The organism is Gymnodinialimonas sp. (assembly GCF_059726805.1).
Map to the genome: position 1 here is coordinate 3,803,835 of NZ_AP041059.1, position 21,644 is coordinate 3,825,478.

Annotated in this window: 24 protein-coding genes; 14 read left to right on the plus strand and 10 right to left on the minus strand. The window is 63.1% G+C overall.

What is annotated here, in order from left to right; genetic code table 11:
• Window positions 1-15 precede the first annotated feature (15 nt).
• From AC6I9R_RS18530 to AC6I9R_RS18545, 4 genes are all read left to right on the plus strand, one after another.
• A complete protein-coding gene (locus tag AC6I9R_RS18530) occupies window positions 16-771 on the plus strand; it encodes an ArsR/SmtB family transcription factor (RefSeq protein ID WP_461428930.1) in 756 nt (251 codons plus the stop codon).
• On the plus strand, window positions 771-1,181 hold the full coding sequence (locus AC6I9R_RS18535; RefSeq protein ID WP_461428931.1) for an MAPEG family protein: 411 nt from the start codon (window positions 771-773) through the stop codon (window positions 1,179-1,181). Before AC6I9R_RS18530 ends, AC6I9R_RS18535 begins: the two co-directional genes overlap by 1 nt.
• A gap of 191 nt (window positions 1,182-1,372) precedes the next feature.
• Complete coding sequence (thrS, locus tag AC6I9R_RS18540; protein WP_461428932.1) at window positions 1,373-3,319, plus strand: threonine--tRNA ligase; 1,947 nt, start codon at window positions 1,373-1,375, stop codon at window positions 3,317-3,319.
• Between the two features lie 157 nt (window positions 3,320-3,476).
• On the plus strand, window positions 3,477-4,073 hold the full coding sequence (locus AC6I9R_RS18545; RefSeq protein ID WP_461428933.1) for a Hint domain-containing protein: 597 nt from the start codon (window positions 3,477-3,479) through the stop codon (window positions 4,071-4,073).
• Between the two features lie 93 nt (window positions 4,074-4,166).
• On the opposite strand, the gene AC6I9R_RS18550 is transcribed toward AC6I9R_RS18545, so the two are convergent.
• Window positions 4,167-4,535 carry a hypothetical protein gene (locus tag AC6I9R_RS18550; RefSeq protein ID WP_461428934.1) on the minus strand — a complete coding sequence of 123 codons (369 nt, stop codon included), beginning with the start codon at window positions 4,533-4,535 and terminating at the stop codon, window positions 4,167-4,169.
• Window positions 4,536-4,677: 142 nt separating this feature from the next.
• Window positions 4,678-4,989 (minus strand): arsenate reductase family protein, encoded by a 312-nt coding sequence (locus tag AC6I9R_RS18555; RefSeq protein ID WP_461428935.1) that lies wholly within the window; start codon window positions 4,987-4,989, stop codon window positions 4,678-4,680.
• Window positions 4,990-5,189: 200 nt separating this feature from the next.
• Here AC6I9R_RS18555 and AC6I9R_RS18560 point away from each other — a divergent pair, with 200 nt between their 5' ends.
• Together AC6I9R_RS18560 and AC6I9R_RS18565 are read left to right on the plus strand one after the other, a co-directional pair.
• Entirely contained in the window at window positions 5,190-5,396 is a 207-nt protein-coding gene (locus AC6I9R_RS18560; protein WP_461428936.1) for a cold-shock protein, read from the plus strand.
• 179 nt (window positions 5,397-5,575) lie between these two features.
• Entirely contained in the window at window positions 5,576-5,806 is a 231-nt protein-coding gene (locus AC6I9R_RS18565; RefSeq protein ID WP_461428937.1) for a hypothetical protein, read from the plus strand.
• Window positions 5,807-6,452: 646 nt separating this feature from the next.
• Here the strand turns inward: AC6I9R_RS18565 and AC6I9R_RS18570 are convergent.
• Together AC6I9R_RS18570 and thyX are read right to left on the minus strand one after the other, a co-directional pair.
• Window positions 6,453-7,664 carry a DUF4062 domain-containing protein gene (locus AC6I9R_RS18570; RefSeq protein WP_461428938.1) on the minus strand — a complete coding sequence of 404 codons (1,212 nt, stop codon included), beginning with the start codon at window positions 7,662-7,664 and terminating at the stop codon, window positions 6,453-6,455.
• A complete protein-coding gene (thyX, locus tag AC6I9R_RS18575; RefSeq protein ID WP_461428939.1) occupies window positions 7,634-8,554 on the minus strand; it encodes an FAD-dependent thymidylate synthase in 921 nt (306 codons plus the stop codon). The genes AC6I9R_RS18570 and thyX overlap by 31 nt, the downstream gene beginning before the upstream one ends.
• Window positions 8,555-8,647: 93 nt before the next feature.
• Here thyX and AC6I9R_RS18580 point away from each other — a divergent pair, with 93 nt between their 5' ends.
• The 3 genes from AC6I9R_RS18580 (at window position 8,648) to AC6I9R_RS18590 (ending at window position 10,710) form a co-directional block, all read left to right on the plus strand.
• Complete coding sequence (locus AC6I9R_RS18580) at window positions 8,648-9,493, plus strand: DUF817 domain-containing protein (RefSeq protein WP_461428940.1); 846 nt, start codon at window positions 8,648-8,650, stop codon at window positions 9,491-9,493.
• A 63-nt stretch (window positions 9,494-9,556) separates the two neighbouring features.
• Window positions 9,557-9,985 carry a VOC family protein gene (locus tag AC6I9R_RS18585; protein WP_461428941.1) on the plus strand — a complete coding sequence of 143 codons (429 nt, stop codon included), beginning with the start codon at window positions 9,557-9,559 and terminating at the stop codon, window positions 9,983-9,985.
• Window positions 9,985-10,710, plus strand: coding sequence for a DUF1194 domain-containing protein (locus AC6I9R_RS18590; protein WP_461428942.1), 726 nt, complete (start codon window positions 9,985-9,987; stop codon window positions 10,708-10,710). The genes AC6I9R_RS18585 and AC6I9R_RS18590 overlap by 1 nt, the downstream gene beginning before the upstream one ends.
• Here the strand turns inward: AC6I9R_RS18590 and AC6I9R_RS18595 are convergent.
• The 5 genes from AC6I9R_RS18595 to yajC form a co-directional block, all read right to left on the minus strand.
• Window positions 10,707-11,060, minus strand: coding sequence for an Mth938-like domain-containing protein (locus AC6I9R_RS18595; protein WP_461428943.1), 354 nt, complete (start codon window positions 11,058-11,060; stop codon window positions 10,707-10,709). The two genes, AC6I9R_RS18590 and AC6I9R_RS18595, sit on opposite strands and share 4 nt — an antisense overlap.
• A 62-nt stretch (window positions 11,061-11,122) precedes the next feature.
• Window positions 11,123-11,875: a sulfite exporter TauE/SafE family protein gene (locus tag AC6I9R_RS18600; protein ID WP_461428944.1), complete on the minus strand. Its 753-nt coding sequence runs from the start codon at window positions 11,873-11,875 to the stop codon at window positions 11,123-11,125.
• A complete protein-coding gene (gene secF / locus AC6I9R_RS18605) occupies window positions 11,868-12,854 on the minus strand; it encodes a protein translocase subunit SecF (protein ID WP_461428945.1) in 987 nt (328 codons plus the stop codon). The genes AC6I9R_RS18600 and secF overlap by 8 nt, the downstream gene beginning before the upstream one ends.
• Window positions 12,855-12,857: 3 nt before the next feature.
• A complete protein-coding gene (gene secD, locus AC6I9R_RS18610) occupies window positions 12,858-14,528 on the minus strand; it encodes a protein translocase subunit SecD (protein ID WP_461428946.1) in 1,671 nt (556 codons plus the stop codon).
• 36 nt (window positions 14,529-14,564) lie between these two features.
• Window positions 14,565-14,846, minus strand: a complete 282-nt coding sequence (yajC, locus tag AC6I9R_RS18615) for a preprotein translocase subunit YajC (RefSeq protein WP_461428947.1) — start codon at window positions 14,844-14,846, stop codon at window positions 14,565-14,567.
• Between the two features lie 215 nt (window positions 14,847-15,061).
• On the opposite strand from yajC, the gene AC6I9R_RS18620 reads away from it, so the two are divergent.
• Entirely contained in the window at window positions 15,062-16,471 is a 1,410-nt protein-coding gene (locus tag AC6I9R_RS18620) for a pentapeptide repeat-containing protein (protein WP_461428948.1), read from the plus strand.
• A gap of 128 nt (window positions 16,472-16,599) precedes the next feature.
• Here AC6I9R_RS18620 and AC6I9R_RS18625 read toward each other — a convergent pair whose 3' ends face one another.
• On the minus strand, window positions 16,600-17,790 hold the full coding sequence (locus tag AC6I9R_RS18625) for a cytochrome P450 (protein ID WP_461428949.1): 1,191 nt from the start codon (window positions 17,788-17,790) through the stop codon (window positions 16,600-16,602).
• A 155-nt stretch (window positions 17,791-17,945) separates the two neighbouring features.
• On the opposite strand from AC6I9R_RS18625, the gene serS reads away from it, so the two are divergent.
• The 4 genes from serS to AC6I9R_RS18645 all read left to right on the plus strand — a co-directional run bounded on the left by serS (window position 17,946) and on the right by AC6I9R_RS18645 (window position 21,623).
• The gene (serS, locus tag AC6I9R_RS18630) at window positions 17,946-19,238 is read left to right on the plus strand and encodes a serine--tRNA ligase (protein ID WP_461428950.1); all 1,293 of its coding nucleotides are present in this window, start codon (window positions 17,946-17,948) and stop codon (window positions 19,236-19,238) included.
• A 1-nt stretch (window position 19,239) separates the two neighbouring features.
• A complete protein-coding gene (locus tag AC6I9R_RS18635; RefSeq protein ID WP_461428951.1) occupies window positions 19,240-19,968 on the plus strand; it encodes a TspO-related membrane protein in 729 nt (242 codons plus the stop codon).
• Between the two features lie 201 nt (window positions 19,969-20,169).
• The gene (surE, locus tag AC6I9R_RS18640) at window positions 20,170-20,961 is read left to right on the plus strand and encodes a 5'/3'-nucleotidase SurE (protein WP_461428952.1); all 792 of its coding nucleotides are present in this window, start codon (window positions 20,170-20,172) and stop codon (window positions 20,959-20,961) included.
• Window positions 20,958-21,623: a protein-L-isoaspartate(D-aspartate) O-methyltransferase gene (locus AC6I9R_RS18645; protein WP_461428953.1), complete on the plus strand. Its 666-nt coding sequence runs from the start codon at window positions 20,958-20,960 to the stop codon at window positions 21,621-21,623. The genes surE and AC6I9R_RS18645 overlap by 4 nt, the downstream gene beginning before the upstream one ends.
• Window positions 21,624-21,644: the final 21 nt, after the last annotated feature.

The following is a 21,644-nucleotide window of genomic DNA, read 5'->3' on the forward strand; positions in this document are numbered from 1 at the left end:
CTATAAGCGATTCCCATGGATACCCTGTTCAAAGCCCTCTCCGACCCTGCCCGCCGCGCGATCCTTGACAGTTTGCGCGCACAAGACGGCCAGTCCCTTTCTGATCTGGAGCCGCAGTTCGACATGACCCGCTTCGGCGTCATGAAGCACCTGAAGCTGCTGGAGGACGCGGGCCTGATCGTCACCAAACGCCAGGGCCGGTTCAAATATCACTACCTCAACCCGATGCCCCTGCAGGAAATGCTCGACCGCTGGGTCGCGCCGTTCCTGCAACCGCAGACCAAACAGATCGCAACCCTCAAAGCAAAACTCGAAAGGAGCCACCTTATGGGCAAACCCGATTTCATGATGCAGACGTTCATCCGCTGCACCCAGGACGCGCTGTGGGATGCGCTCACGCAAGCAGACCAGATCGCCGCCTTTCACGTGTTCTGCGACGAGATCCGTGGCGATGCCGCCGTCGGCAACGTGACCGAATTCATCAAACCCGACGGCGACCCGATGCTGCGCCAGGTCACCACGGAACTGGACCCGAAATCTCGCATCGCCCAGACGTTTGAGCCGCTTTTCTTCGGCCCGGACGCGCCGCATTCGCACATGGTCTACCTCATCGAGCCCCAGGGCGAGGCCTGTAAGCTGACGATCGAGCACTACGACATTGCCCCCGGCCAAGACGGTTTCGCCGAAGGGTGGGCGCGCTTGGCCTCGTCGCTCAAATCCTACCTGGAAACGGGCAAAGCGCTCAAAGTCACCATGGAAGGGGCCGCCTGATGTCGAGCCTTCCCACCGAACTTGGCGTGCTCACCTGCCTTATGCTGCTGGCCGCCTCCCTCTGGATCCCCTACATCGTGGGCGTCAACAAATATGAGCGCGAAGGCATCAATCCCTTCCAGCGCCCCCCCGGCTACGAGGGCCTGCCCGATTGGGTCGCCCGCGCCCACCGCGCCCACCTCAACCTGCTGGAACAGGCTCTGCCGTTTGCGGTCATCGTCCTGATCCTGCACATCGCCGACGGCTTCACCGCGCTGACCTACTGGACCGCCATCGCGTTTCTCGGACTGCGCCTGGCCCATGCGGTCGGCATGATCACCGGGTTCGCCCAAATGCCCCTGCGCCCGTTGATCTTCACGGCAGGCTGGGTCTGCATCGTGATCCTGGGCGTGGCGATTTTCACCGCCTGACCCAAGGGCATCGGGGGCCGGCAATGCGCGTGGCCCCCTTTCATCTTGCCAGAAAAACTCCCCGCGGAGCGTCCCGCCGCCGCCCCACGCGCCGCCCGGTTGACATCTTCCGGCGCCAGCGCGACAAGGCCACAAGACCCATACCCGCAACCGGGCGTTCTGTAGGCGCCAAACCGACGAGGAGCCTTTTGATGGCCCAAATCTCCCTTACCTTCCCCGATGGCAATGCGCGCGACTATGACGCCGGAATCACTCCCGCGGAAGTGGCCGCAGGCATCTCCAATTCGCTGGCCAAGAAGGCCATCTCGGCCACCGTCAATGGCGAACACCACGACCTGCAGTGGCCCATCGACACCGACGCCTCCATCGCCATCCACACCCTCAAGGATGACGAGCAGGCGCTTGAGCTGATCCGCCACGACTGCGCCCACATCATGGCCCGCGCGGTGCAGGAGCTGTTTCCCGACGTCAAAGTCACCATCGGCCCGGTGCGCGACCAGGGCTGGTTCTACGACTTTGATCGGGGGGAGCCCTTCACGCCGGAAGACCTCGGCGCCATCGAGGCGAAGATGAAGGAAATCATCAACGCCCGCGACGCTGTGCGCACGGAAATTTGGGACCGTGAAAAAGTCCGCGCCCATTACGAGGCCACCGAAGAGCCCTATAAAATCGAACTCCTCGACCGCATCCCGGGCGATGAGCCGATCCGCATGTATTGGCATGGCGACTGGCAAGACATGTGCCGCGGGCCCCATTTGCAGCACACCGGACAGGTCCCCGCTGACGCCTTCAAGCTGATGTCGGTGGCCGCCGCCTATTGGCTCGGCGACAACACCCGCCCGATGCTGCAACGCATCTACGGCGTGGCGTTCAAGAACCGCGATGACCTCAAGAAGCACCTGCATTTCCTGGAGGAAGCTGAAAAGCGCGACCACCGTCGCCTGGGCCGTGAGATGGACCTCTTTCACATGCAGGAAGAGGCGCCGGGCCAGGTCTTCTGGCACGCAAACGGCTGGACCATCTACACCACCTTGCAGAATTACATGCGCCGCAAGCAGCGCGCCGATGGCTATGTGGAGGTCAACACCCCGCAGCTGGTCAACCGGTCGCTGTGGGAGAAATCCGGCCATTGGGACAAGTACCAGGAGCATATGTTTATCGTCGAAGTCGACGAGGATCACGCGCGCGACAAGGCGATCAATGCTTTGAAGCCGATGAACTGCCCGTGCCATGTGCAGGTGTTTAACCAGGGCCTGAAATCCTACCGCGACCTGCCCCTGCGCATGGCAGAGTTCGGGTCCTGCTCGCGGTACGAGCCCTCGGGCGCGCTTCACGGCATCATGCGGGTGCGTGGCTTTACCCAGGATGACGCCCACATCTTCTGCACCGAGGACCAGATCGAGGCGGAATGCGCCAAGTTCATCACCTTCCTCGCAGGCGTCTACAAGGACCTGGGCTTTGCCGAGTTCGAGATCGCCTTCGCCACCCGCCCCGAAAAGCGCGTGGGCTCTGACGAAAGCTGGGACTACGTCGAAGGTGCGCTGGAAGCGGCGATTAAGTCCACCGGCAACGCCTACCGGCTGGAAGAAGGCGACGGCGCCTTCTATGGCCCCAAGCTGGACTTCTACCTGACCGACGCCATCGGCCGGGTCTGGCAGTGTGGCACGTTCCAGGTGGACCCCAACCTGCCCGACCGCCTCGACGCCTCCTACATCGGTGCGGACGGCGACAAGCACCGCCCGCTGATGCTGCATCGCGCCTGCCTGGGTAGTTTTGAGCGGTTCATCGGCATCCTGATCGAGAACTCCGAAGGCAAGCTGCCCTTCTGGCTCGCGCCTCGGCAGGTGGTCGTCGCCTCCATCGTGTCAGACGCCGATGATTTCGTTGAAGAAACCGTCGCCGCCCTGCGCGCCGAAGGGGTCCGGGCCGAGGCCGACACCCGCAACGAGAAGATCAACTTCAAGGTGCGCGAGCATTCCGTGGGCAAGGTCCCCGTGATCCTCGCCGTGGGCCGCCAGGAAGTCGAGAACCGCACCGTCACCCTGCGCCGCCTGGGCGAAAAGCAAACCCAGGTGCTGCCCATGGACGATGTGGTCAAAACGCTCTCAGCCGAGGCGATCGCGCCCGATCAGCGGTAAAGCAATCCTGTCGCTCGCCCCCTCACCGGGGCGGACGACATTAACACTTTCGCAACACTCTTTCCCGGAAATGCCACATTTCGGCCCGCATGCGGTCCAATGTGACCCTGTATACAGCTTCCAACGTCGAAATAACGGCGAGTAGTAGGTATCGAGTATGCAGCCACATAGCACTTTAGTACGACCGCTTGAGGTCCCGCCCGCGTCTCCGGCGGATGAGACGGAAACACCCCCCGCCATCGTGGCAGCCCGGCATTCCTTCGCAGCGCCCACGCTGATCCAAACCCCCGGTGGTAAACAACGCCTTGATACGCTGGAGGTCGGCCAGCACGTCTTGACCCGCGCCAGCGCATTTGCGCAGATCACCGGGATTGACCACACCCGCTTCACCAAGCGCGACCTGCAAGACAACCCGGACTTCGCCCCGATCCGCTTCGACGCTGGCGCTCTGCCCGGCGTGCCAGAGGACGGAGCCGCCCTCGTCTCGCCGGACTGCCTGATCAACTGGGCCGAGGACCCCGATGGCATCGACCGGTTTGCCGCCAATTCCTTTTGTGACGGCGGGTTGATCCGCCGGGTGATCCCGGAAGACGGGATACACTACATTCGTCTGCACTTTGAAGGCCCGCAGCAACTGTGCATCGGCGGGATCTGGGTGGAGCTTGGCCCGGACACATGCCCTGCCCTCGACATGCCGCGCCGGGCCCCGAAACTCGTCCAGGAAATCCGCATCTTCAGACCGCTCCGGCACTAACCAACAGCCGCCCGCCCCCGGTTACCCGGGGGTCCTGTCTGCCTATGGGGGGAGGACAGCGGCCTGGCCCGCGCGGACCCCTTGGCGATCGTTTCAGAAGTGGGCCCGTTCCTCGTCCGGGCGCCCTGCGGCGATCGCCAAGACCCCACCCAAACCGCACATGGCGATGGGGAACATGGTAAACACCCCGAAGCCAAACGCATAAAGCATCCCGCCCGCCGCCAGCAGCATCAGGATGCCGCCCCAAAGCGCACGCGCCTTGGCCATGGCGCCGCCCGCAATCGCCAGAAGCGGCGAGACAAACGCCATCGTCCGGTAAAGCTCTGGGTTATCAACCTGATACGCCAGGTCCGGGATCTCTCCGAACCAGTCGATGAAGACCGTGTAGCCGTAGACAAAGAAGCCCACCACCATGGCGAGCGTGCCGCCGATAAGGCCAAGGACAAGGGCTGCGTTGCGCATTTGGGTCTCCGAAGTTGGTTGCGTTAGCTGTCAGATGGGGCGTCCCGCCCCGGGACACGAGGGTGAAATCCCCTCGCCTTTTCCCCGCATTCTATAGCGCGCAATGCATTCCCAAAACCGGTTCCCACTTTTTGGATTGCGCTTAAATGCCGTACTGCGCCTGCACATCCTTCGTCCAGCCTAGCGTCAACGCGCCGTCCTTCTCGATCACCGGGCGCTTCATCACAGCCGGATGAGCTGCGATCAGCGCCACCGGGTCCATCGCCCGCTCGGCCTCGGACAATTCCCGCCAGGTGGTCGACCGGGTGTTGATCAGCGCTGCCCCGAACGCCGCCTCAAAGGCCGCGACCTGTGTGGCCTCCAGCGGCGTTGCACGGATATCCACCAACTCCGCCCCCAGCGCCTTGGCCGCCTTGCGGCAGGTGTCACAAGCTTTCAATCCGTAGATGCGCATTTCTTAACCCTTCTGCCACGTCTGGCCCCGATTCCGGCTCAAGTCATAGGCAAACTCATGCCAAGGCGCCACAACCATGATGACGACGCTTGAGTTCCCCCCATTTCCCCCCATCTTTTTCCCTATGCGCTGGCACGCAATCGCGCATCGCACCGCCGCAACGTCTGTGGGCGGGACACTAAATGGAAAGACACGGGAATATGCCAACCGGCACTGTTAAATGGTTCAATACCACCAAAGGATTTGGGTTCATCGCACCGGATGAGGGCGGCAAAGACGTCTTCGTCCACATCTCCGCCGTCGAGCGCGCGGGGTGGAGCGATCTGCCCGACGACACCAAGCTCAGCTACGAATTGCGCGAGGGCCGCGATGGCCGCGAAAGCGCGGTGGAGTTGGTGAAACTCTGAACGGCCTATCGGTTGAATTCGGGACGACCCCGCAGCCACTGTGTGGTGCGGGATACGGCTGTGTGCGCCCACGCCGCGCGCCTTTTCGATCCCGCAGAGCGCTGAACATACGAAATTATTTGCCTCACGCGGCGGTCATCTGGTTATCTTCGGGGACATTCTACCCGAAAGGCCCATTCATGCTCCTTGATGAAATCAGACGAAACGACAGCCGCTATAACTACCGCTTTTACCTCACCCACCCGGTGCCGATTAACGGCCCCCTGCGCAGCCACGTCTCCGGCCGCATCCGCGAAGTCGGCGACAGCTTCGTCCGCATCCGCATTCGCAACGGCTACCGAGAGGCCGACGATTTGCTGATCCCGCTCCATTCGATTGTGGCGATCAAAGAGCTGTATTCGGCGGAGTAACGGCGGGCGCATAGTCCGTGAGGATTGCACCCCAGCGTAGAGCGGGACTTGTCCCGTCGCGCACCGAAGGCCGCAGTGCGGTGATCCAACGCCTGCACACCTCCCTTTAAACCAGACCAGTTTGCGCGCCGCCTGTCCGTCGCGCCAAACGTCACAAAACCGTCGAGCCGTCTCTCCCCACCGCGCCCCCAACCGAGCAAGCCGCGCATCGACGGGCCGCGGTGCGGCGATCCAACGCCTGATCCCCTCACTTTATGCTAGCCGTGGTAGCTCGACGTATCTTCGTCGCGTCAAACGTGACCAAACCGCCGAGCCGTCTCTCCCCACCACGCAAGCCGCGCAGCGACTGGCCGCGGTGCCGCGAACCAACACCTGCTCACCTCACTTTATGCTGGCCGTGGTAGCTCGACGTATCTTCATCGCCCCAAGCGTCACCAAACCGCCGTGCCGTCTCTCCCCACCGCGCCCCCAACCGCGCAAGCCGCGCATCGACGGGCCGCGGTGGGGCGATCCAACGCCTGATCACCTCACTTTATGCTCGCCGTGGTAGCTCGACGTATCTTCGTCGCGCCAAGCGTCACCAAATCGCCGTGCCGGGGGGCGGCCCGTCGATGCGCGGCGGCCTACGGCCTTGATTCCGCGCCCACTACAGCGGCTGGTTTGGCAGTTTTCTTGACGACAACGCCTGTGCCACAACGTCAATTGCGTCAGTTCCCCGCGAAATGAAATCACGGAAATCAGAGACAACCGCATCCAAGGTCAATCGGCTTACCTCCCAACGATGGCCAAGTTCTGGCACATCTGGCATCGCAAGTTCGACAAACGCGTTGGATGTCGATTGCATTGATAACTTAAGGGAGTCCAGCGTGCCCAACAGTTCAGCAAGTGCCTTTTGATCTTCTTCTGAAAGGTTCGTGGCTATCTCAGCAGCCCGGTGAAAGCTGGAAATAGAGTCAGAAAAATTCTTGTCCAAAGCAGGGGTTTCCGACGCAAAAGCACGAAGAAGACTTTCGATGCCCTCGTAGAGATCCACCAGGTGCTTAGTTACCATTTTTTCCTTCCTTTTTCCCCTCTGCAGATCGGCTGCTGACCTAGTAAATTTGGTCGCTTTACGGCCAACCTCGCTCAATTTTCTTGTAATTTTTTCGAGTGCCATCTGGGAGCTCTGCATTGAAGTCGCGCCAGCATGAGCCAAAAAGTTAATTGCAGCTTCCGGTCGCTCCTGCATCAACTTGTCTAAGGCCTTCATATTTCCGTACGGGTTTAGCGTGCGGTACGCAGCAGATGCAGTTTCACGACTTCGCTCCTCCGGTTTTTCAAGAAACCTATAGACGTCGGCGATCAAAGCGGAGCGGACACGGGCTTCCAAAACCTTCAAATCCGTGAAAGTGTCGAAGAGAACACCGTCACGACCCACCGCCTCACGAAATTCGCGGACCTTTTTGACCTGGTCTAAATCTAGAAGGTTGGCGTCAACCTTTGCTGCCGAAAAATAGAACTGAATAAACTCAAGTCTCTTTTCATTCCAATTCTTTAGAGCGAGTGTGTACTCTTCCTCAGTACCACTTCCAAAGTCGCCAGTCGGGGTTCCAAAATAGAACCCCATTAGACCAAGAAATATCTCAAATTCATCAAATGCAGCAGAGATTGACTCTTGCGGGCGCCTACTAATGCGAGACGACAAGTCTTCCCACATGAGGCACTCAAGCCTAAAGGAATGAATAGTACCAAGGTCGGAATTAATCTCTCCTACGACCTTTCTTACTAGATCTCGTTCAATGGATAGATCCCCAGGAGAAGAGACGAATACCCGGATAAGTGATACTTTCACCCGAACACCCCCGCAAAGTCGCGCCATTCCCCCTTACTCATCCCCGACGTCTCCTGCGTCACCTCTTCCCCCGCAAGCCGACGCTTCAACACCTCAACCCCCTTCCCGCTCAGCTGCACGCCGCCCATCCGGTAGTCTTCGAACGCGCTATACGCCGCCGGGACCCAATCCTTCACCATCTCGCATATCGCATCCGCATAGACGCGGATCTCGTATTGGGCATGGCTGTCGGCCCGCAGGCGGAGGAAGTGGAACAGGTTGTGCAAATCCACCTTCCAGTACCACTGGGTGTAGATGTTGGCGGGCAGGTTCATGCGGGCCAGTTCCCGCGCCAGACCCTGCTGGCCTCCACCTTCAGAATTCGTGTCGGAAATCATCTCTTCATAATGGTCATAGGCCCGCCCGGCGTCGTCCTTGAGGTAGCGCAGCACGCGTTCCGCTTCCTCGCCGGTCAGTGCCTCGCCCCGGCCCTGGTTGTTGACGACGGATTGCGCCGCGAGGTCCTCGGCGCGGGGGATGTAGAACTCGCGGTCCAGGATCGAATAGCGCGCCGAGTATTCGTTCACATTCGCCGTACGGTGGCGGATCCATTGGCGGGCCACAAAGACGGGCAATTTGACGTGCAGCTTGATCTCACACATCTCGAACGGCGTCGAATGCCAGTGCCGCATCAGGTAGCGGATCAGCCCCTCGTCGTTCGAGACATGCTTGGTGCCCGCGCCGTAAGACACCCGCGCGGCCTGCACGATGGCGCCGTCGTCGCCCATATAGTCGATGACGCGCACAAAACCGTGGTCGAGGACGGGCTTGGCCTCGTAAAGGTGCTTCTCCATCCCTGGGGACACCGCGCGCAGGGTTGGCTGCGGATTGGCGCGGGAGGCCTGGATATCCTCCAGTTGTTCAGGGGTCAGGGGCATGGCAAGGGTCCTACTGCTACGGAATCGGTCGGGCGCGGGGTGAGGCCACATATTGCCCCACTGGGCGGCATAACCGCAAGATGATGAGGGGACATGGCGGACCAGATTGCAGACAGGGGCGTTGCCAAACTGGAACGGATCACGGCGCGGGCGCCGGGTTTCGTCGTGTTTTTCGCCAAACTGCTTTGGGCGGCGCTGTTCGGGGTGATGATCCTGGCGGCGCTGATCCTCACCAGCCTGATCTGGGACCAAGACTGGGCCCTCGCGCGCTACGACGCGCTGGTGATCTTCGCGGTGCTCACCCAAATCGTCTTCATCTGGCGGGGGTTGGAGACCTGGGAGGAAGCGAAAGTCATCCTGATTTTCCACATCACCGGCACGGTGATGGAGGTCTTCAAGCTCGCGCAGGGGTCCTGGGATTACCCGGACCAAGGCATTCTGGAGATCGGCGGCGTGCCCCTATTCTCAGGCTTCATGTACGCCAGTGTCGGCAGCTTCATCGCGCGGTCGATCCGTCTGTTCCACATCCAATTCGCGCCCTATCCGCCATTCTGGGCGACCTACCTGCTGGCCGTGGCGATCTACGTGAATTTCTACACCCACCACTACACGTACGACATCCGTTGGGTCCTGTTCGCGGCGACGCTGCTGTTGTTCTGGCGCACGCGGATCTGGTTCTTCATCCGGGACACCCCCCTCTCCCTCCGCCTGCCGGTGGGTGCCTTCCTGTCGGCATGGCTTTTGTGGATCGCGGAGAATGTGGGCACCTTCACCCGGACCTGGAGCTATGAGGTTCAGGGCGACACCGGGCTGGTCGATATCGGCAAATTCGGGTCCTGGTATTTGCTGCTGTTCGTGGCCTTTGTCACCGTCACCCTTGTGGTGCGTGACGCGATGCATCCCACCCCGATCAGCCCGCGCAAACGCGAAATTGAGTGACAGACGGCTGGTCAACCCCGCGCACGGCGTTAAGCTACGCTCCAACCTCGGGGAGATCGAAAGATGACAATACAATACCTGCACACGATGGTGCGCGTGAAGGACCTGGACGCCTCGATCGCGTTCTACAAACTTCTCGGCCTGGAAGAGACGCGGCGGATGGACAGTGAGGGCGGGCGCTTCACTCTGGTGTTCATGACCCCGCCGGGCCAGGAGAATGCCCATGTGGAGCTGACGTATAATTGGGACGGCGACGAAGGCCTGCCAAGCGACAGCCGCCATTTTGGGCACCTCGCCTACCGGGTCGATGACATCTATGGGATGTGTCAGCACCTGATGGATAACGGCGTGACCATCAATCGCCCGCCCCGCGACGGACATATGGCGTTTGTGCGCTCGCCCGACAATGTCTCGATCGAGTTGTTGCAGGCCGGTGAAGCGCTGGCCCCGGCAGAGCCTTGGGCGTCGATGGAAAATACGGGCCACTGGTAATGGCTCGGCCCCTCCTCGCTTGTGCCCTTGCAGGGCAAACGCTCCTCGCAGCCGCCCCGGTTGCGGCGCAGGATCAGTGCCGTTTGGCGTTGCAATTGGGGCTGGACGTCTCGGCCTCGGTCGATCAGGCCGAGTATCGCTTGCAGGTAGACGGCCTGGCGGCGGCCCTGCTGGACCCGATTGTGTCCGAGGCGTTCCTGAACGGACCCGGCCCCGTGGCGCTTTCGATTTTCGAGTGGTCCGGGCGGTTCCAGCAGGACGTCATCGTGGACTGGACCATGGTCACGTCCGAGGCTGACCTTTTGGCCATCGCCGAGCGGGTGGCCGCATCCACCCGCGGCAGTCAGGATTTCCCGACAGCGCTTGGCTACGCCCTGGGCTTTGCCGCCACCCGGTTCCGCGAAGCGCCGGTGTGCCTGTTCCAGACCCTCGATATCTCGGGCGACGGGCAGAACAACGACGGGTTCCCCCCGGTCGCGGCGTTCGAGCATTTCGACTTTGACGGCATCACCGTCAACGGCCTCGCCATTGGCGGCGCGTCGCGGGAGATCGAGGATTACTACGCCGCCGAGGTCATCCATGGCCCCGGCGCGTTTGTGGAATATGCGTTGAACCACGACACATTCGGCGAGGCGATGCGGCGCAAGTTGGAGCGAGAGTTGCGCGCGATGATTTTCGGCGACGTGATTTTGGACGAGCTCGCTCTGCCTCCGACACGTCCCTAGACCGTCAGCATCGCCGCGCCCACGCGGCGCCCCTCGGCCAGCAGCACATTGTAGGTGCGGCAGGCGGCGGAAGAGGCCATGACCTCTAGCCCCAATCCGGCCGCCTCCACGGCGCGGCGCAATGCGGCGGGCGGATGCGCGATCTCGGCTCCGGTGCCCAGAAGCAGGACGTCAACCTCTCCGGCGGCGGCCACAAGGGCGGCTTCGTCACTGAGCCCGCCCCACAGCGCGGGGCCCTTGGGCAGCAGCAGGACGGCGCCGTTGTACACCTCTCCGCCGATGCGGAAGAACCCGGGGCCATAGCCGTCCACGGGTTTGCTGTCGTCGAACTGCACTTCGTTCATTCTCATGTATTGCTCCCGCAATAGGGCATTCGCATCTGTCGCTCCCGCAATCGGGCATTCGCATCCCGTCATCCCCAAACCGGCAGGCCCGCAACGCCGGCCACGCCGATCAAGACATAGGCCACGGCCTTGTAAATGCCCGCGCGCTCGGGCCGGAACATCTGCACCCCCAGATATCCGCCCAGGGCATAGGGCCCCAACAGGATCAGCCCCAGGAAGAATGCGCGCGCGTCCACGAGGCCCTGGATCCACATCATCGGCATCATGAAGAGCGAGTTCAACGTCAGAAAACACGCCAGGTTGCCGCGCGTCACGGCCACGGGTTGGTCGGTGCCCAGGTTGAACAGGATCACCGGTGGGCCGTTCAAACCCGTTGATCCCCCGGTGATCCCGGCAAGGGCGCCAACACCCAATTGCAACCCGCGCCCGCCGCGCAAGGGCACTTTCCATCCCGCCACCAGGGCGGCCAGGGTCACCAATGTCAGCACGCAGACGGCGGTGCGGATCGTGACCTCGGGCGCGACGCGCAGAAGGAAAATACCCACCGGCATGAAGACGATGGACATCGCCACGATCATCAGGGTCGCGCGCTTGTCCGCTGATTTCCATGCGCCCGGGAAGACGGTGAAAAGCGACCCTAGCGCCGAAAGCGAGAACGCCGCGATGGCCAGCGGTGGGGACCAGAAGATCGTGGCCAGGGGCAGGAAGATCAGGGCCGAGCCAAAGCCCGCAAATCCGTAGACCAGCGCCGCCAGAACGGCAGCGGCGATCACCCACGCAAGCCCCGGCGTCTCAAGCGCCAGGGACAGGGCCTCAGGCATCGACGTTGGCGAATTGCGTGCCGCCCGGGCCACCCGCGCCGCCATCGGACGGCTTGGACCAATCGCGCTTTACCCCGATCATCAGGACCACGTTCTTAGCCACGTAGATCGAGGAATAGGTGCCGACGATCACGCCCCAGGCGATGGCGAAGACGAACCCGCGGATCACATCGCCCCCCAGAACCAACAGCGCGATCAGCGCGACCAGCGTGGTGCCCGAGGTCATCAAGGTGCGCGACAGCGTCTCATTCGCCGACAGGTTCATCACGTCGCGCAGGGCCTTCTGCTTGTACTTGATCAGGTTCTCGCGCAGGCGGTCGAAGATCACCACAGTATCGTTGATCGAATAACCCACGATGGTCAGAAGGGCCGCGATGGTGGCCAGATCAAAGCGGATCTGGAACAGGCTGAAGACGCCGATGGTCAGGATCACGTCATGGATCAAGGCGGCCACAGCCCCGACCGAGAACTGCCATTCGAACCGCAGCCAGATGTAGATCAGGATCGCGCCGAGCGACGCCAGAACCGCTAGGATCGCGGTCTGGATCAGCTCACCAGATACCTTGGGCCCCACGGATTCAACGCTGGGGAAGGTCATCTCGGGGTCAATCGATTCAAGCAGGGCGGTCTCAATCGCCATGATGATCTCGGGCGTAACGGATTCCGCGCCCTCCTGGGCCTGGATGCGCACCGTCACGACGTGTTGGTCATCGGCGAAGTTCGGGTCGAACACCTCGGAAATCACCACATCGCCGAGGCCCAAAGGCTCCAGCGCGGCGCGATATTCGGCCACTTCCACCTGCACTGTCGCATCCGTGCGGATCGTCGTGCCGCCCAGAAAGTCGATGCCGAAGTTCAGGCCAACGCTGAACCAGATCACCAGCGAGGCGATGACCGCCACGATGGACGCGCCGAAGGTCGCGCGGGCGTATTTGAAGAAATCGAAGCGGGTCTCTTGCGGAACTAGACGAAGACGCATCGGTTAAACCTCGATTGTTTTCGGGCGCTTACGCTCGAACCAGAAGACCAGCAGAAGGCGCGTCACGTAGATCGCGGTGAAGACCGATGTCACGATCCCGATCCCCAGCGTGACCGAGAAGCCCCGCACGGGGCCGGAGCCCAGGACAAACAGGATCGTCGCGATGATGAAGGTCGTGATGTTGGCGTCGATGATGGCCGACAGCGCCCGTTCATAGCCCAACTCGATGGCCCGCGCCGGGCCCTTTGCCGTCTTCAGCTCTTCGCGGATCCGCTCGAACACCAGCACATTGGCGTCCACCGCCATACCGATGGTCAACACGATCCCCGCGATGCCCGGCAGGGTCAGCGTCGCCCCGATCAGCGACAGCACGCCAAAGATGAGCCCCACGTTGAGGACCAGCGCCACGCTGGCGAAGACGCCGAACAACCCGTAGCTGGCGATCATGAAGATCAGCACAGCGGCGAACGCGATCAGCGCCGCCGTTTGCCCCGCCGCGACGCTGTCCGCGCCCAGTTCCGGCCCGATGGTCCGCTCCTCCAGGAAGGTCAGTTCCGCCGGCAAGGCCCCTGCCCGCAGCAGGATCGCCAGCTCAGTGGAGCTTTCGACCGAGAAGTTGCCGCTGATCTGCCCCGCCCCGCCGGTGATCGCCGACCGGATCACGGGGGCCGAGACCACCTCGTCATCCAGCACAATCGCAAACGGCGCGCCGATGTTGGCGGCGGTGAAATCCCCGAACGCCCGCGCGCCCGAGGGGTTGAAGCGGAACGTCACAATCGCCTCGCCGGTCTGCTGGTCAAAGCCAGGCTGGCTGTCCACCAGGTCATCGCCCGATACCACGGGCGTCGCTTCCAGAATGTAATACCCGCCGCCCTCTTCAATCGACGGCAGAAGCAGCTGGCGGCTTTCCACGTCCTCATCGGGCCCGCTGGCGCGCCCCACAACGGGGTGGAACGTCAGCCGCGCGGTCGTCCCGATCAGCTCTTTCAACTCCTGCGCGCTGCCAATCCCCGGCACCTGGATCAGGATCCGGTCCGCGCCCTGGCGCTGAATGGTCGGCTCCCGCGTGCCCGCCTCATCGACGCGGCGGCGCACGATCTCAATCGATTGCTGCAACGTCCGGTCATTCGTCGCTGCCTCTTCCGCATCGCTCAACCTCACCGTGATAATGTCGCCCGAGCCGCTGACATCCAGCGTTGTCTCGCCGAACCCGCCTGTCAGGCTGACCACCGGCTGGCCCAACTCGCGCACCGCGGCCAGCGCACTTGGCATGCCTGACGCATCCTCGATGCGGACCTGCAACAGACCCGGCTCCGCGTCGATCCGGCGAATACCACCCACGACCGACCGCAACTCCCGCAGCGCATCACGCACTTCGGGCCAAAGCGAGTCCATCCGCTGCACGTAGACGTCCTCAACGCGCACTTCCGCCAACAGATGCGCGCCGCCCCTCAGGTCCAGCCCGAGGTTCACCAGCGTTGCGGGCAAGAACGATGGCCAGGCCGCCACATCCGCCGTCTGCTCGGGCGTCTCGATGCCCGTCCGCTCGATCTCGGCCAGCGCATCATTGTGCCGCTCCACCGTGCCGTAGAAAAAGTTCGGCATCGCGAAACTCAGGCCCACAAGAACCGTCAGAACAATGAACAGCCGGTTCCAGAGAGGGATCTGCAGCATGGAGGATCTTCCTTAACGTCGCGCAGGCACGCGGGTTTAGTCGTTGGCGGGCTCGGTCTTGGAGCGGACCTGCGCAATCGTCGGGCGCACCACGCGGATCTTCACATCCTTGGCGATCTCCACCTCAACCTCGGTCTCGTCCTTGACCTTGGTGATCTTGCCGATCAGCCCGCCCTGCGTGACAACCTCATCCCCCCGCCGCAACGCCTCGACCATCGCCTGATGCTCTTTCACCTTCTTTTGCTGCGGGCGAATGAGGAAGAAATACATGATCACCAGGATCAGGATCAGCGGAACAACCTGGCCGAAGGCTTCCATGGGCGGGGTCCTTTGCGTTGAGATGGCCACCGTGTCGGGGCAGCCCTGTTTGAAAGTTGCGGCACCCTAAGGGCGCGGTGGGGCGAGTGCAACGGGTGCTATAAGGGCAGATGGGCGCGTCGGGCGAAGGTCGCAAGGGTTTGCGGCGCGTGGGGGTTGGAAAGGGGGGCGAAAGCGGGTTTGGTGGCGGGAGTTTTGACGAGGGACCATCTGCGGTGAGCGACGACAAGAAACCACCCGACCTACTCGATTGGCTGGGGCTGCGCAGGCAGATCGATTTTCGCAAGGCGCGGCCCTTGGGCTATACACTCGGGTTCGTCGCCGTGGCCGTCGTCTTGTTCCTGGTTGCCATGCTCGCCGCCACAATGTGGGACTTCATGCGCGCAGCCCTGGGCATGGGTCCCTACGAGGGCGACCCAACCGGAGAGGCCATCCGAAATATCGGCCTCGTCCTCGCCGCGTTCTTCGGTGCCCCGTTTCTGGTCTGGCGCACATGGGTCGCCGCGCGGCAGACGGCGCTGCAAGACGAGGCGCTCTTCAACGACAAAATCAACGCCGCCGCCACCGATCTGGCGGCCCGCAGGCAAGTCACGCGTGTTCTCCATAAAGGAACCGAAAAGGAATGCATCGCCCTCGAATGGGAAGACGACCTCGTCACCCGCGCCGCTGCGATTGACCGGCTGGAGGGATTGGCACAGGAAGCGATGGACCGAGGTGACTTCGCACCCGCCCAACGCATCGCGCGGATGCTGTCGATCTATGTGCAGGAGTTGAGCCGGGAGTTTCCAGCAGTCGAAAGCCCGAAGGACATCTGGGACCGGGAAACCAACGGCTCGGAACACGCACCACCCAAATCCCCCGAAGAAATGCGCAAAGAATTCGGCCTGGAGGAGCGCGACACAGAGCCTGGAGCGCTCCGGGAGTGGGCTCAAACCCTCACCCCAATCCGCCCCGACATGGAACGCGCCGTGCAAAGCCTTGGGCGTATCAACCCTGTCAACCTTTCCGCCCGCACAGCCTTCGACCCGAGCCTCATCGACTTGCACAGCTGCAATCTGCAGGGCTTCAACCTCTCTGGAATGAACTTCCAAGGCACCCAAATGGCGGCGGCATCAATGCAGGGTGCCGACTTCGTACGGACGGAGTTTCAACGGGCGAACCTTATTGAGGCAAGGTTACAAGGGGCGAACCTCAGTTGGGCGAATTTGCAGAGAGCGCACTTAAGATCAGGCGAGGCTTCCGAAGGCGCGAAGTTGCAGGGTGCGGTCCTAGTCGGGGCCCAGTTGCGCGGAGCGGAGTTCCTTGATGCACAGTTGCAGGGGGCGAACCTTAGTTGGGCGAACTTGCAGCGGGCGGATCTCAGGGAGGCTAAAATCTCGATGGGGACCAACCTAACAAAAGCTAACCTTCGAGGTGCCGCTGTGACTTTAGAGGATGAAAGGCCTTTGATGTTTTACAAACCCCATTGGGCAGATATCTTCTATGCCGCGCGGTCCCTTCCCGAGGGTCATCCACCCCACTGGATCGCAGAAGACCTTTTCGACGAGGATTTCATAGACGCCTGGCTCGCTTGGGCCGCCACCCTCGATCCACCCGTCACCATCGCCCCCGGCTACAACCCGTAGACCGGGCCTCGAGCCGGGCCCCAAACGCAACAAAAACGCAGCAAAATCCGCGTCAATCCCGCGCAAAACGTGTAATTACGAAAAACTAAATAGGGCTACAGACAATTGTGCCCGCTCAGCCCCCCACTTTACTCCAACACCCCCACCAACCGCGTCACCGATGTAAACATCGGCGAATGCACGAACGCGGCCTCCTCCACCCGCAGCCCCGGATACTCAGCGGCTAAGCGCGCGACCACCTGCTCCACCTCCATCGTCACCGCATAGCGTCCAATGCACGAGAAAATCCCGCCGCCGAAATTCAGGTGCGGCGGCTCTTCCATCCGGTCGATGTCAAACACCTCTGGCGAAGCATAATACCGCGCGTCCCAATGCGTCGCGCCGATGTTGGCGAAGACCGGCGTGCCCTTCGGCACCAAAACGCCCGCGATCTCCATGTCCTCCATCGCCTCGCGCGACGTGGAAATCGAGCGCGGATGATACCGCATCACCTCGCGCACCGCTGCGGGCACCAGCGAGGGGTCTTGCCCCAGCCGCGCCCAGACCTCCGGGCGCGAGGCCAGTTCGATCACCGCAATCGCGATCTGGTGCGAGGAATTGTCGGTGTTCGCCTCCGCCAGTTTGATCACCCAATTGCGCAGGTCATCGCCGCTCAACTGCCCCGCCTCCTCCGCCGCGATCAGATCGCTCAGCAGGTTGTCCCCCGGCGCCGCGCGACACGCCGCGATGCGCGCCTCGGCGTAGTCGATCAGCGCCTCGAACGCCGTGATGATCTCCTCCGCGAAAGCAGGGTTGCGCGTGTGGACCTTCTGCACCGAGTGCGAGGTCCGCGCCACGAACGCCGCATCCTCAAACGGCGCGCCCATCCAATAGCAGTAGACGGCGGACGGCGTCGGGTCACAGAGCGTCTCGATCAGATCCACCGGCGCGCCCACAGGGATCGCCTCGATCACGCGGGCGACCACGCCGTCGACCTCTGCGCGAAACCGCTCCGTCCCCTCCGGCCCCATCAAGCGCGTCAACGGCAGCCGCAGATCCCGCCGCCGTGCGCCGCGATTGTGGAACGAGATGGAGTTGCGCTTGTACTCCAGCGGGCGCCCCTCCGGCAGGCCCAGCACGTTCATCAGCTTCGGGTGCCCGGTGCCCAACTTCCGGTCCAGCACCGCCTTGCGGCACAGGTCATAGTCCAACAACTCCACTCCGCGCACCGACCGCGCCACCTGCCACTGCTGCGCGTAGCCCGCCAGTGTCGCGAAGGGGGCGGCGGCGTAGGCGGGCGAGCTGAAATCCAGCTCCGGCAGGTCAGATATCTGGCGCATGGGGCCCTCGTGGCTGGAACGGGTCGACACGCCCGACAGTACCCCACGCAGCCCCGAAGGAAAGCCACCGCGCACAACGCACTTCCCCCCCGCGCTGCTTTCCGGCATACCGCCGCCACACATCAGATGCCACATATCAATAACGGAGGCTCCCCATGCATGACATCCGCGCAATCCGCGAGAACCCTGCTGCTTTTGACGCCGCTTTGGCGCTTCGGGGTCTGTCTCCTGCCTCCTCCGAGATCCTGGCCATCGACGCGGCACGGCGTGCCGCGATCACCCAGGCCGAGACGGCGCAAGCAGACCGCAACGCCGCCTCCAAGGAGGTTGGCAAAGCCAAGGCCTCGGGCGATGAGGCCGAGTTCGAGCGTCTGCGCGCGCTCGTCGCGGCCAAAAAGGACGAGATCGCCCGGCTGGACGACGAAGCCAAGGCCAAGGACGCCGAGCTGACCGCGATCCTGGAGGCTTTGCCCAACCTGCCCGCCTCCGACGTGCCCGAAGGCGCGGATGAGGCCGACAATGTCGAGCTGCACCGCCGCGGCACCCCGCGCACCTTCGACTTCACCCCGGTGGAGCATTTCGACATCCCGGCCGTGAAACCGTCGATGGATTTCGAGACCGCCGCCAAACTCTCCGGCGCGCGTTTCGTGCTGCTCAGCGGTGCTGTCGCCCGCGTCCACCGGGCGCTGGCGCAGTTCATGCTCGACACCCATACCGAGGAAAACGGCCTGATTGAGGTCAACGCGCCCGTGCTGGTCCGCGACGAGACGATGTATGGCACGGGTCAGCTTCCGAAGTTCGCCGAGGACAGCTACCAGACAACCAATGGCTGGTGGCTGATCCCCACCTCCGAGGTGTCGCTGACCAACATCGCCGCCGGGCACACGATCGACGAAAGCTACCTGCCACGCCGCTACACGGCCCATTCGCTGTGCTTCCGTTCCGAGGCCGGCAGCGCCGGCCGCGACACGTCTGGCATGCTGCGCCAGCACCAGTTCGAGAAGGTCGAGATGGTCTCGGTCACCCACCCCGACCACTCCGACGCGGAACAGCAACGCATGCTGGACTGCGCCGAAGGCATCCTCGACAAGCTGGAGATCCCCTACCGCACCGTCCTGCTCTGCGCCGGTGACATGGGCTTTGGCGCCACGCGCACGTACGATATCGAGGCCTGGTTGCCCGGCCAGAACACCTACCGAGAGATCTCCTCGGTCTCCACCTGCGGCGCCTTCCAGGCCCGCCGGATGAACGCCCGCTTCAAGCCCGAGGGCGGCGGCAAGCCCGAGTTCGTGCACACCCTCAACGGCTCCGGCCTCGCCGTGGGGCGCTGCCTGATCGCGGTGCTGGAAAACGGCCAGAACGCCGACGGCTCCGTCACCCTGCCCGCCGCGCTGCACCCCTGGCTCGGCGGCAAAACACAGATCACGGCAGAAGGCGCCCTTCAGTAAAATGTCCTTGCCTGATCTTAACCCGAAATGGATGGCGGCCCTCGTCCTGCTGGCCGCCATCGCCTTCGCCGTATCGCCCGTCTTCACCGCGCCCTTCACCGGCTTTGACCCGGCACAATTGCCCCGCCCGGTGGAAAACCTGCCGATCCAACCGGCAGGCTATGCCTTCGCAATCTGGGGCGTCATCTACCTCTGGCTCATTGTCGGCGCAGGCTACGGCCTGCTCAAACGCGCCGCGACGCCCGAGTGGCAGGCCATGCGCCCGGCGTTGCTCGTCTCCCTCGTCATCGGCGCTAGCTGGATCCCGGTGGCCCTCACAGCCCCCGTCCCCGCAACGCTCCTGATCATCGCCATGCTGATCACCGCGCTCATCGCCCTTTTCCGCGCGCCCAAACCCGAGGTCGCCTTCGCCGCCGCCCCCATCGCGCTCTACGCAGGCTGGCTCTCGGCCGCCTCCCTCGTGGCCAGCGCCACCGTCATCGCCGCCTACACCGGCTTTGACACGACGGTGATCTCCATCGCGGGCCTGATCCTCGTGGGTGTCGTGGCAGGCCTCGTCATCCGCCATACGGCCCACCCCCTGCCCTACGCCGCCGCGGTGATCTGGGCGCTCGTGGGCGTCGTCGTCGCCAATGCCGCCAGCGACACGGCCCTGGTCCTGGGTGCCGCCATCGGCATCATCGCGGTCCTGGCCTTCCGCACCATCCAACGCCTGCGCCAACCCGCCTGAGCCGGGCCTCCCTTTCATCTTGCCCAAAAAACTCAATCCAACCGCCGCCAAAAGCGCCGTCCCCCGCCACTGACACGCAACACCCGCCCCACCGGGCGGAGGGCGCGGGGCGGGCGGGTGGGCGCGGCCTCCGCCCGGTCCCGCCGCCTGCCGCCCACACCACCGCTTGCCGCCCTTGCAGGCACAAGCTACACCCGCGACATGCGTATTCTCATCACCAACGACGACGGCATCAACGCCCCCGGCCTTGAGGTCCTCCACACCATCGCCAGTGATCTCGCAGGCGCCTCGGGCGAGGTCTGGACGGTCGCGCCCGCGTTCGAGCAATCGGGCGTCGGCCACTGCATTTCCTACACCCATCCCACGATGATTTCCGAGTTCGGGCCAAAGCGCTTCGCCGCCGAGGGCTCGCCCGCCGATTGCGTCATCGCCGCGCTGCACGACGTGATGAAGGACGCGCCGCCCGATCTGATCCTGTCGGGCGTGAACAAGGGCAACAATTCGGCGGAAAACACGCTCTACTCCGGCACCATCGGCGCCGCGATCGAGGCCGCGATCCAGGGTTTTCCCGCCATCGCCCTGTCGCAATACTACGGGCCCGGCAACATCGGCCTGACCAACCAGTTCGAGGCCGCCGCCACCCACGGCGCCGATACGATCCGCAAGATCCTCGCCGCGCCCCAGGCCTTCACCAGCGCCCCCTACAAGCTGTTTTACAACGTCAATTTCCCCCCCGTTCCGGCAGACGCGGTCAAAGGCATCCGCGCCGTGGCCCAGGGCTTCCGCGAGGGCGGCACCGGCATGGGCATGAAGGCCGACGTCGCGCCCAACGGGCGCAAGTTCCTCTGGATCACCGGCAGCGCGCAGAACGTGCCCTCGGGCGCGGACACCGACGCGACCGCCAACCTGGATGGCTACATTTCCGTCACGCCGATGCGCGCCGATCTGACCGCCTATGACCGGCTCTCCGCGCTGAAAGCTGCCGTGGAATGACAGGCGACGCCCCTGAAGACGCGGGCTTCGACCCGGAACGCAAGATGCAGTTCCTCTATCATCTGCGCCAGAAGGGCGTGATGGACAAACGCACGCTGATCGCGATGGAACGGGTCGACCGCGGCGCCTTCGTGCGCGGCCATTTCGCCGCCCGCGCCTACGAGGATATGCCGCTCCCGATCAGCTCGGGCCAGACCATCAGCCAGCCCTCCGTGGTCGGCCTGATGACCCAGGCGCTCGATGTCCAACCCCGCGATACGGTGCTAGAGATCGGCACCGGCTCCGGCTACCAGGCCGCGATCCTCAGCCAACTCGCCCGCCGCGTCTACACCATCGACCGCCACCGCAACCTGACCCGCGAGGCGGAAATCATCTTCACCAAGTTGGGCCTGGTCAACATCACGGTCCTGACCCGCGACGGCTCCTTCGGGCTGCCGGACCAGGGCCCCTTTGACCGCATTCTCGTGACAGCCGCCGCCGAAGACCCCCCCGGCCCGCTTCTACAGCAGTTGAAAGTCGGCGGCGTGATGGTCGTCCCGGTGGGCCAATCCGATACCGTACAAAGCCTGATCAAAGTGACGCGGCTCGAGACCGGCTTTGACTATGAAGAACTGATGCCCGTCCGCTTCGTCCCCCTGATCGAAGGCACCGCACGCGAGTGAGCGTAGGCGCCACGGCAAAAC

Excerpts from the sequence above, each read along its gene's own strand:
- thyX (WP_461428939.1), bottom strand. The coding sequence starts at position 8,554 with ATGCCCCTGACCCCTGAACAACTGGAGGATATCCAGGCCTCCCGCGCC.
- AC6I9R_RS18580 (WP_461428940.1), top strand. The coding sequence starts at position 8,648 with ATGGCGGACCAGATTGCAGACAGGGGCGTTGCCAAACTGGAACGGATC.
- AC6I9R_RS18565 (WP_461428937.1), top strand. The coding sequence starts at position 5,576 with ATGCTCCTTGATGAAATCAGACGAAACGACAGCCGCTATAACTACCGC.
- AC6I9R_RS18535 (WP_461428931.1), top strand. The coding sequence starts at position 771 with ATGTCGAGCCTTCCCACCGAACTTGGCGTGCTCACCTGCCTTATGCTG.
- AC6I9R_RS18555 (WP_461428935.1), bottom strand. The coding sequence starts at position 4,989 with ATGCGCATCTACGGATTGAAAGCTTGTGACACCTGCCGCAAGGCGGCC.
- secF (WP_461428945.1), bottom strand. The coding sequence starts at position 12,854 with ATGCGTCTTCGTCTAGTTCCGCAAGAGACCCGCTTCGATTTCTTCAAA.
- AC6I9R_RS18625 (WP_461428949.1), bottom strand. The coding sequence starts at position 17,790 with ATGCGCCAGATATCTGACCTGCCGGAGCTGGATTTCAGCTCGCCCGCC.
- AC6I9R_RS18585 (WP_461428941.1), top strand. The coding sequence starts at position 9,557 with ATGACAATACAATACCTGCACACGATGGTGCGCGTGAAGGACCTGGAC.
- serS (WP_461428950.1), top strand. The coding sequence starts at position 17,946 with ATGCATGACATCCGCGCAATCCGCGAGAACCCTGCTGCTTTTGACGCC.
- AC6I9R_RS18545 (WP_461428933.1), top strand. The coding sequence starts at position 3,477 with ATGCAGCCACATAGCACTTTAGTACGACCGCTTGAGGTCCCGCCCGCG.
- AC6I9R_RS18645 (WP_461428953.1), top strand. The coding sequence starts at position 20,958 with ATGACAGGCGACGCCCCTGAAGACGCGGGCTTCGACCCGGAACGCAAG.
- AC6I9R_RS18590 (WP_461428942.1), top strand. The coding sequence starts at position 9,985 with ATGGCTCGGCCCCTCCTCGCTTGTGCCCTTGCAGGGCAAACGCTCCTC.
- AC6I9R_RS18595 (WP_461428943.1), bottom strand. The coding sequence starts at position 11,060 with ATGAGAATGAACGAAGTGCAGTTCGACGACAGCAAACCCGTGGACGGC.
- AC6I9R_RS18570 (WP_461428938.1), bottom strand. The coding sequence starts at position 7,664 with ATGGCGCGACTTTGCGGGGGTGTTCGGGTGAAAGTATCACTTATCCGG.
- surE (WP_461428952.1), top strand. The coding sequence starts at position 20,170 with ATGCGTATTCTCATCACCAACGACGACGGCATCAACGCCCCCGGCCTT.
- AC6I9R_RS18530 (WP_461428930.1), top strand. The coding sequence starts at position 16 with ATGGATACCCTGTTCAAAGCCCTCTCCGACCCTGCCCGCCGCGCGATC.
- AC6I9R_RS18560 (WP_461428936.1), top strand. The coding sequence starts at position 5,190 with ATGCCAACCGGCACTGTTAAATGGTTCAATACCACCAAAGGATTTGGG.
- thrS (WP_461428932.1), top strand. The coding sequence starts at position 1,373 with ATGGCCCAAATCTCCCTTACCTTCCCCGATGGCAATGCGCGCGACTAT.
- AC6I9R_RS18550 (WP_461428934.1), bottom strand. The coding sequence starts at position 4,535 with ATGCGCAACGCAGCCCTTGTCCTTGGCCTTATCGGCGGCACGCTCGCC.
- yajC (WP_461428947.1), bottom strand. The coding sequence starts at position 14,846 with ATGGAAGCCTTCGGCCAGGTTGTTCCGCTGATCCTGATCCTGGTGATC.
- secD (WP_461428946.1), bottom strand. The coding sequence starts at position 14,528 with ATGCTGCAGATCCCTCTCTGGAACCGGCTGTTCATTGTTCTGACGGTT.
- AC6I9R_RS18600 (WP_461428944.1), bottom strand. The coding sequence starts at position 11,875 with ATGCCTGAGGCCCTGTCCCTGGCGCTTGAGACGCCGGGGCTTGCGTGG.
- AC6I9R_RS18635 (WP_461428951.1), top strand. The coding sequence starts at position 19,240 with ATGTCCTTGCCTGATCTTAACCCGAAATGGATGGCGGCCCTCGTCCTG.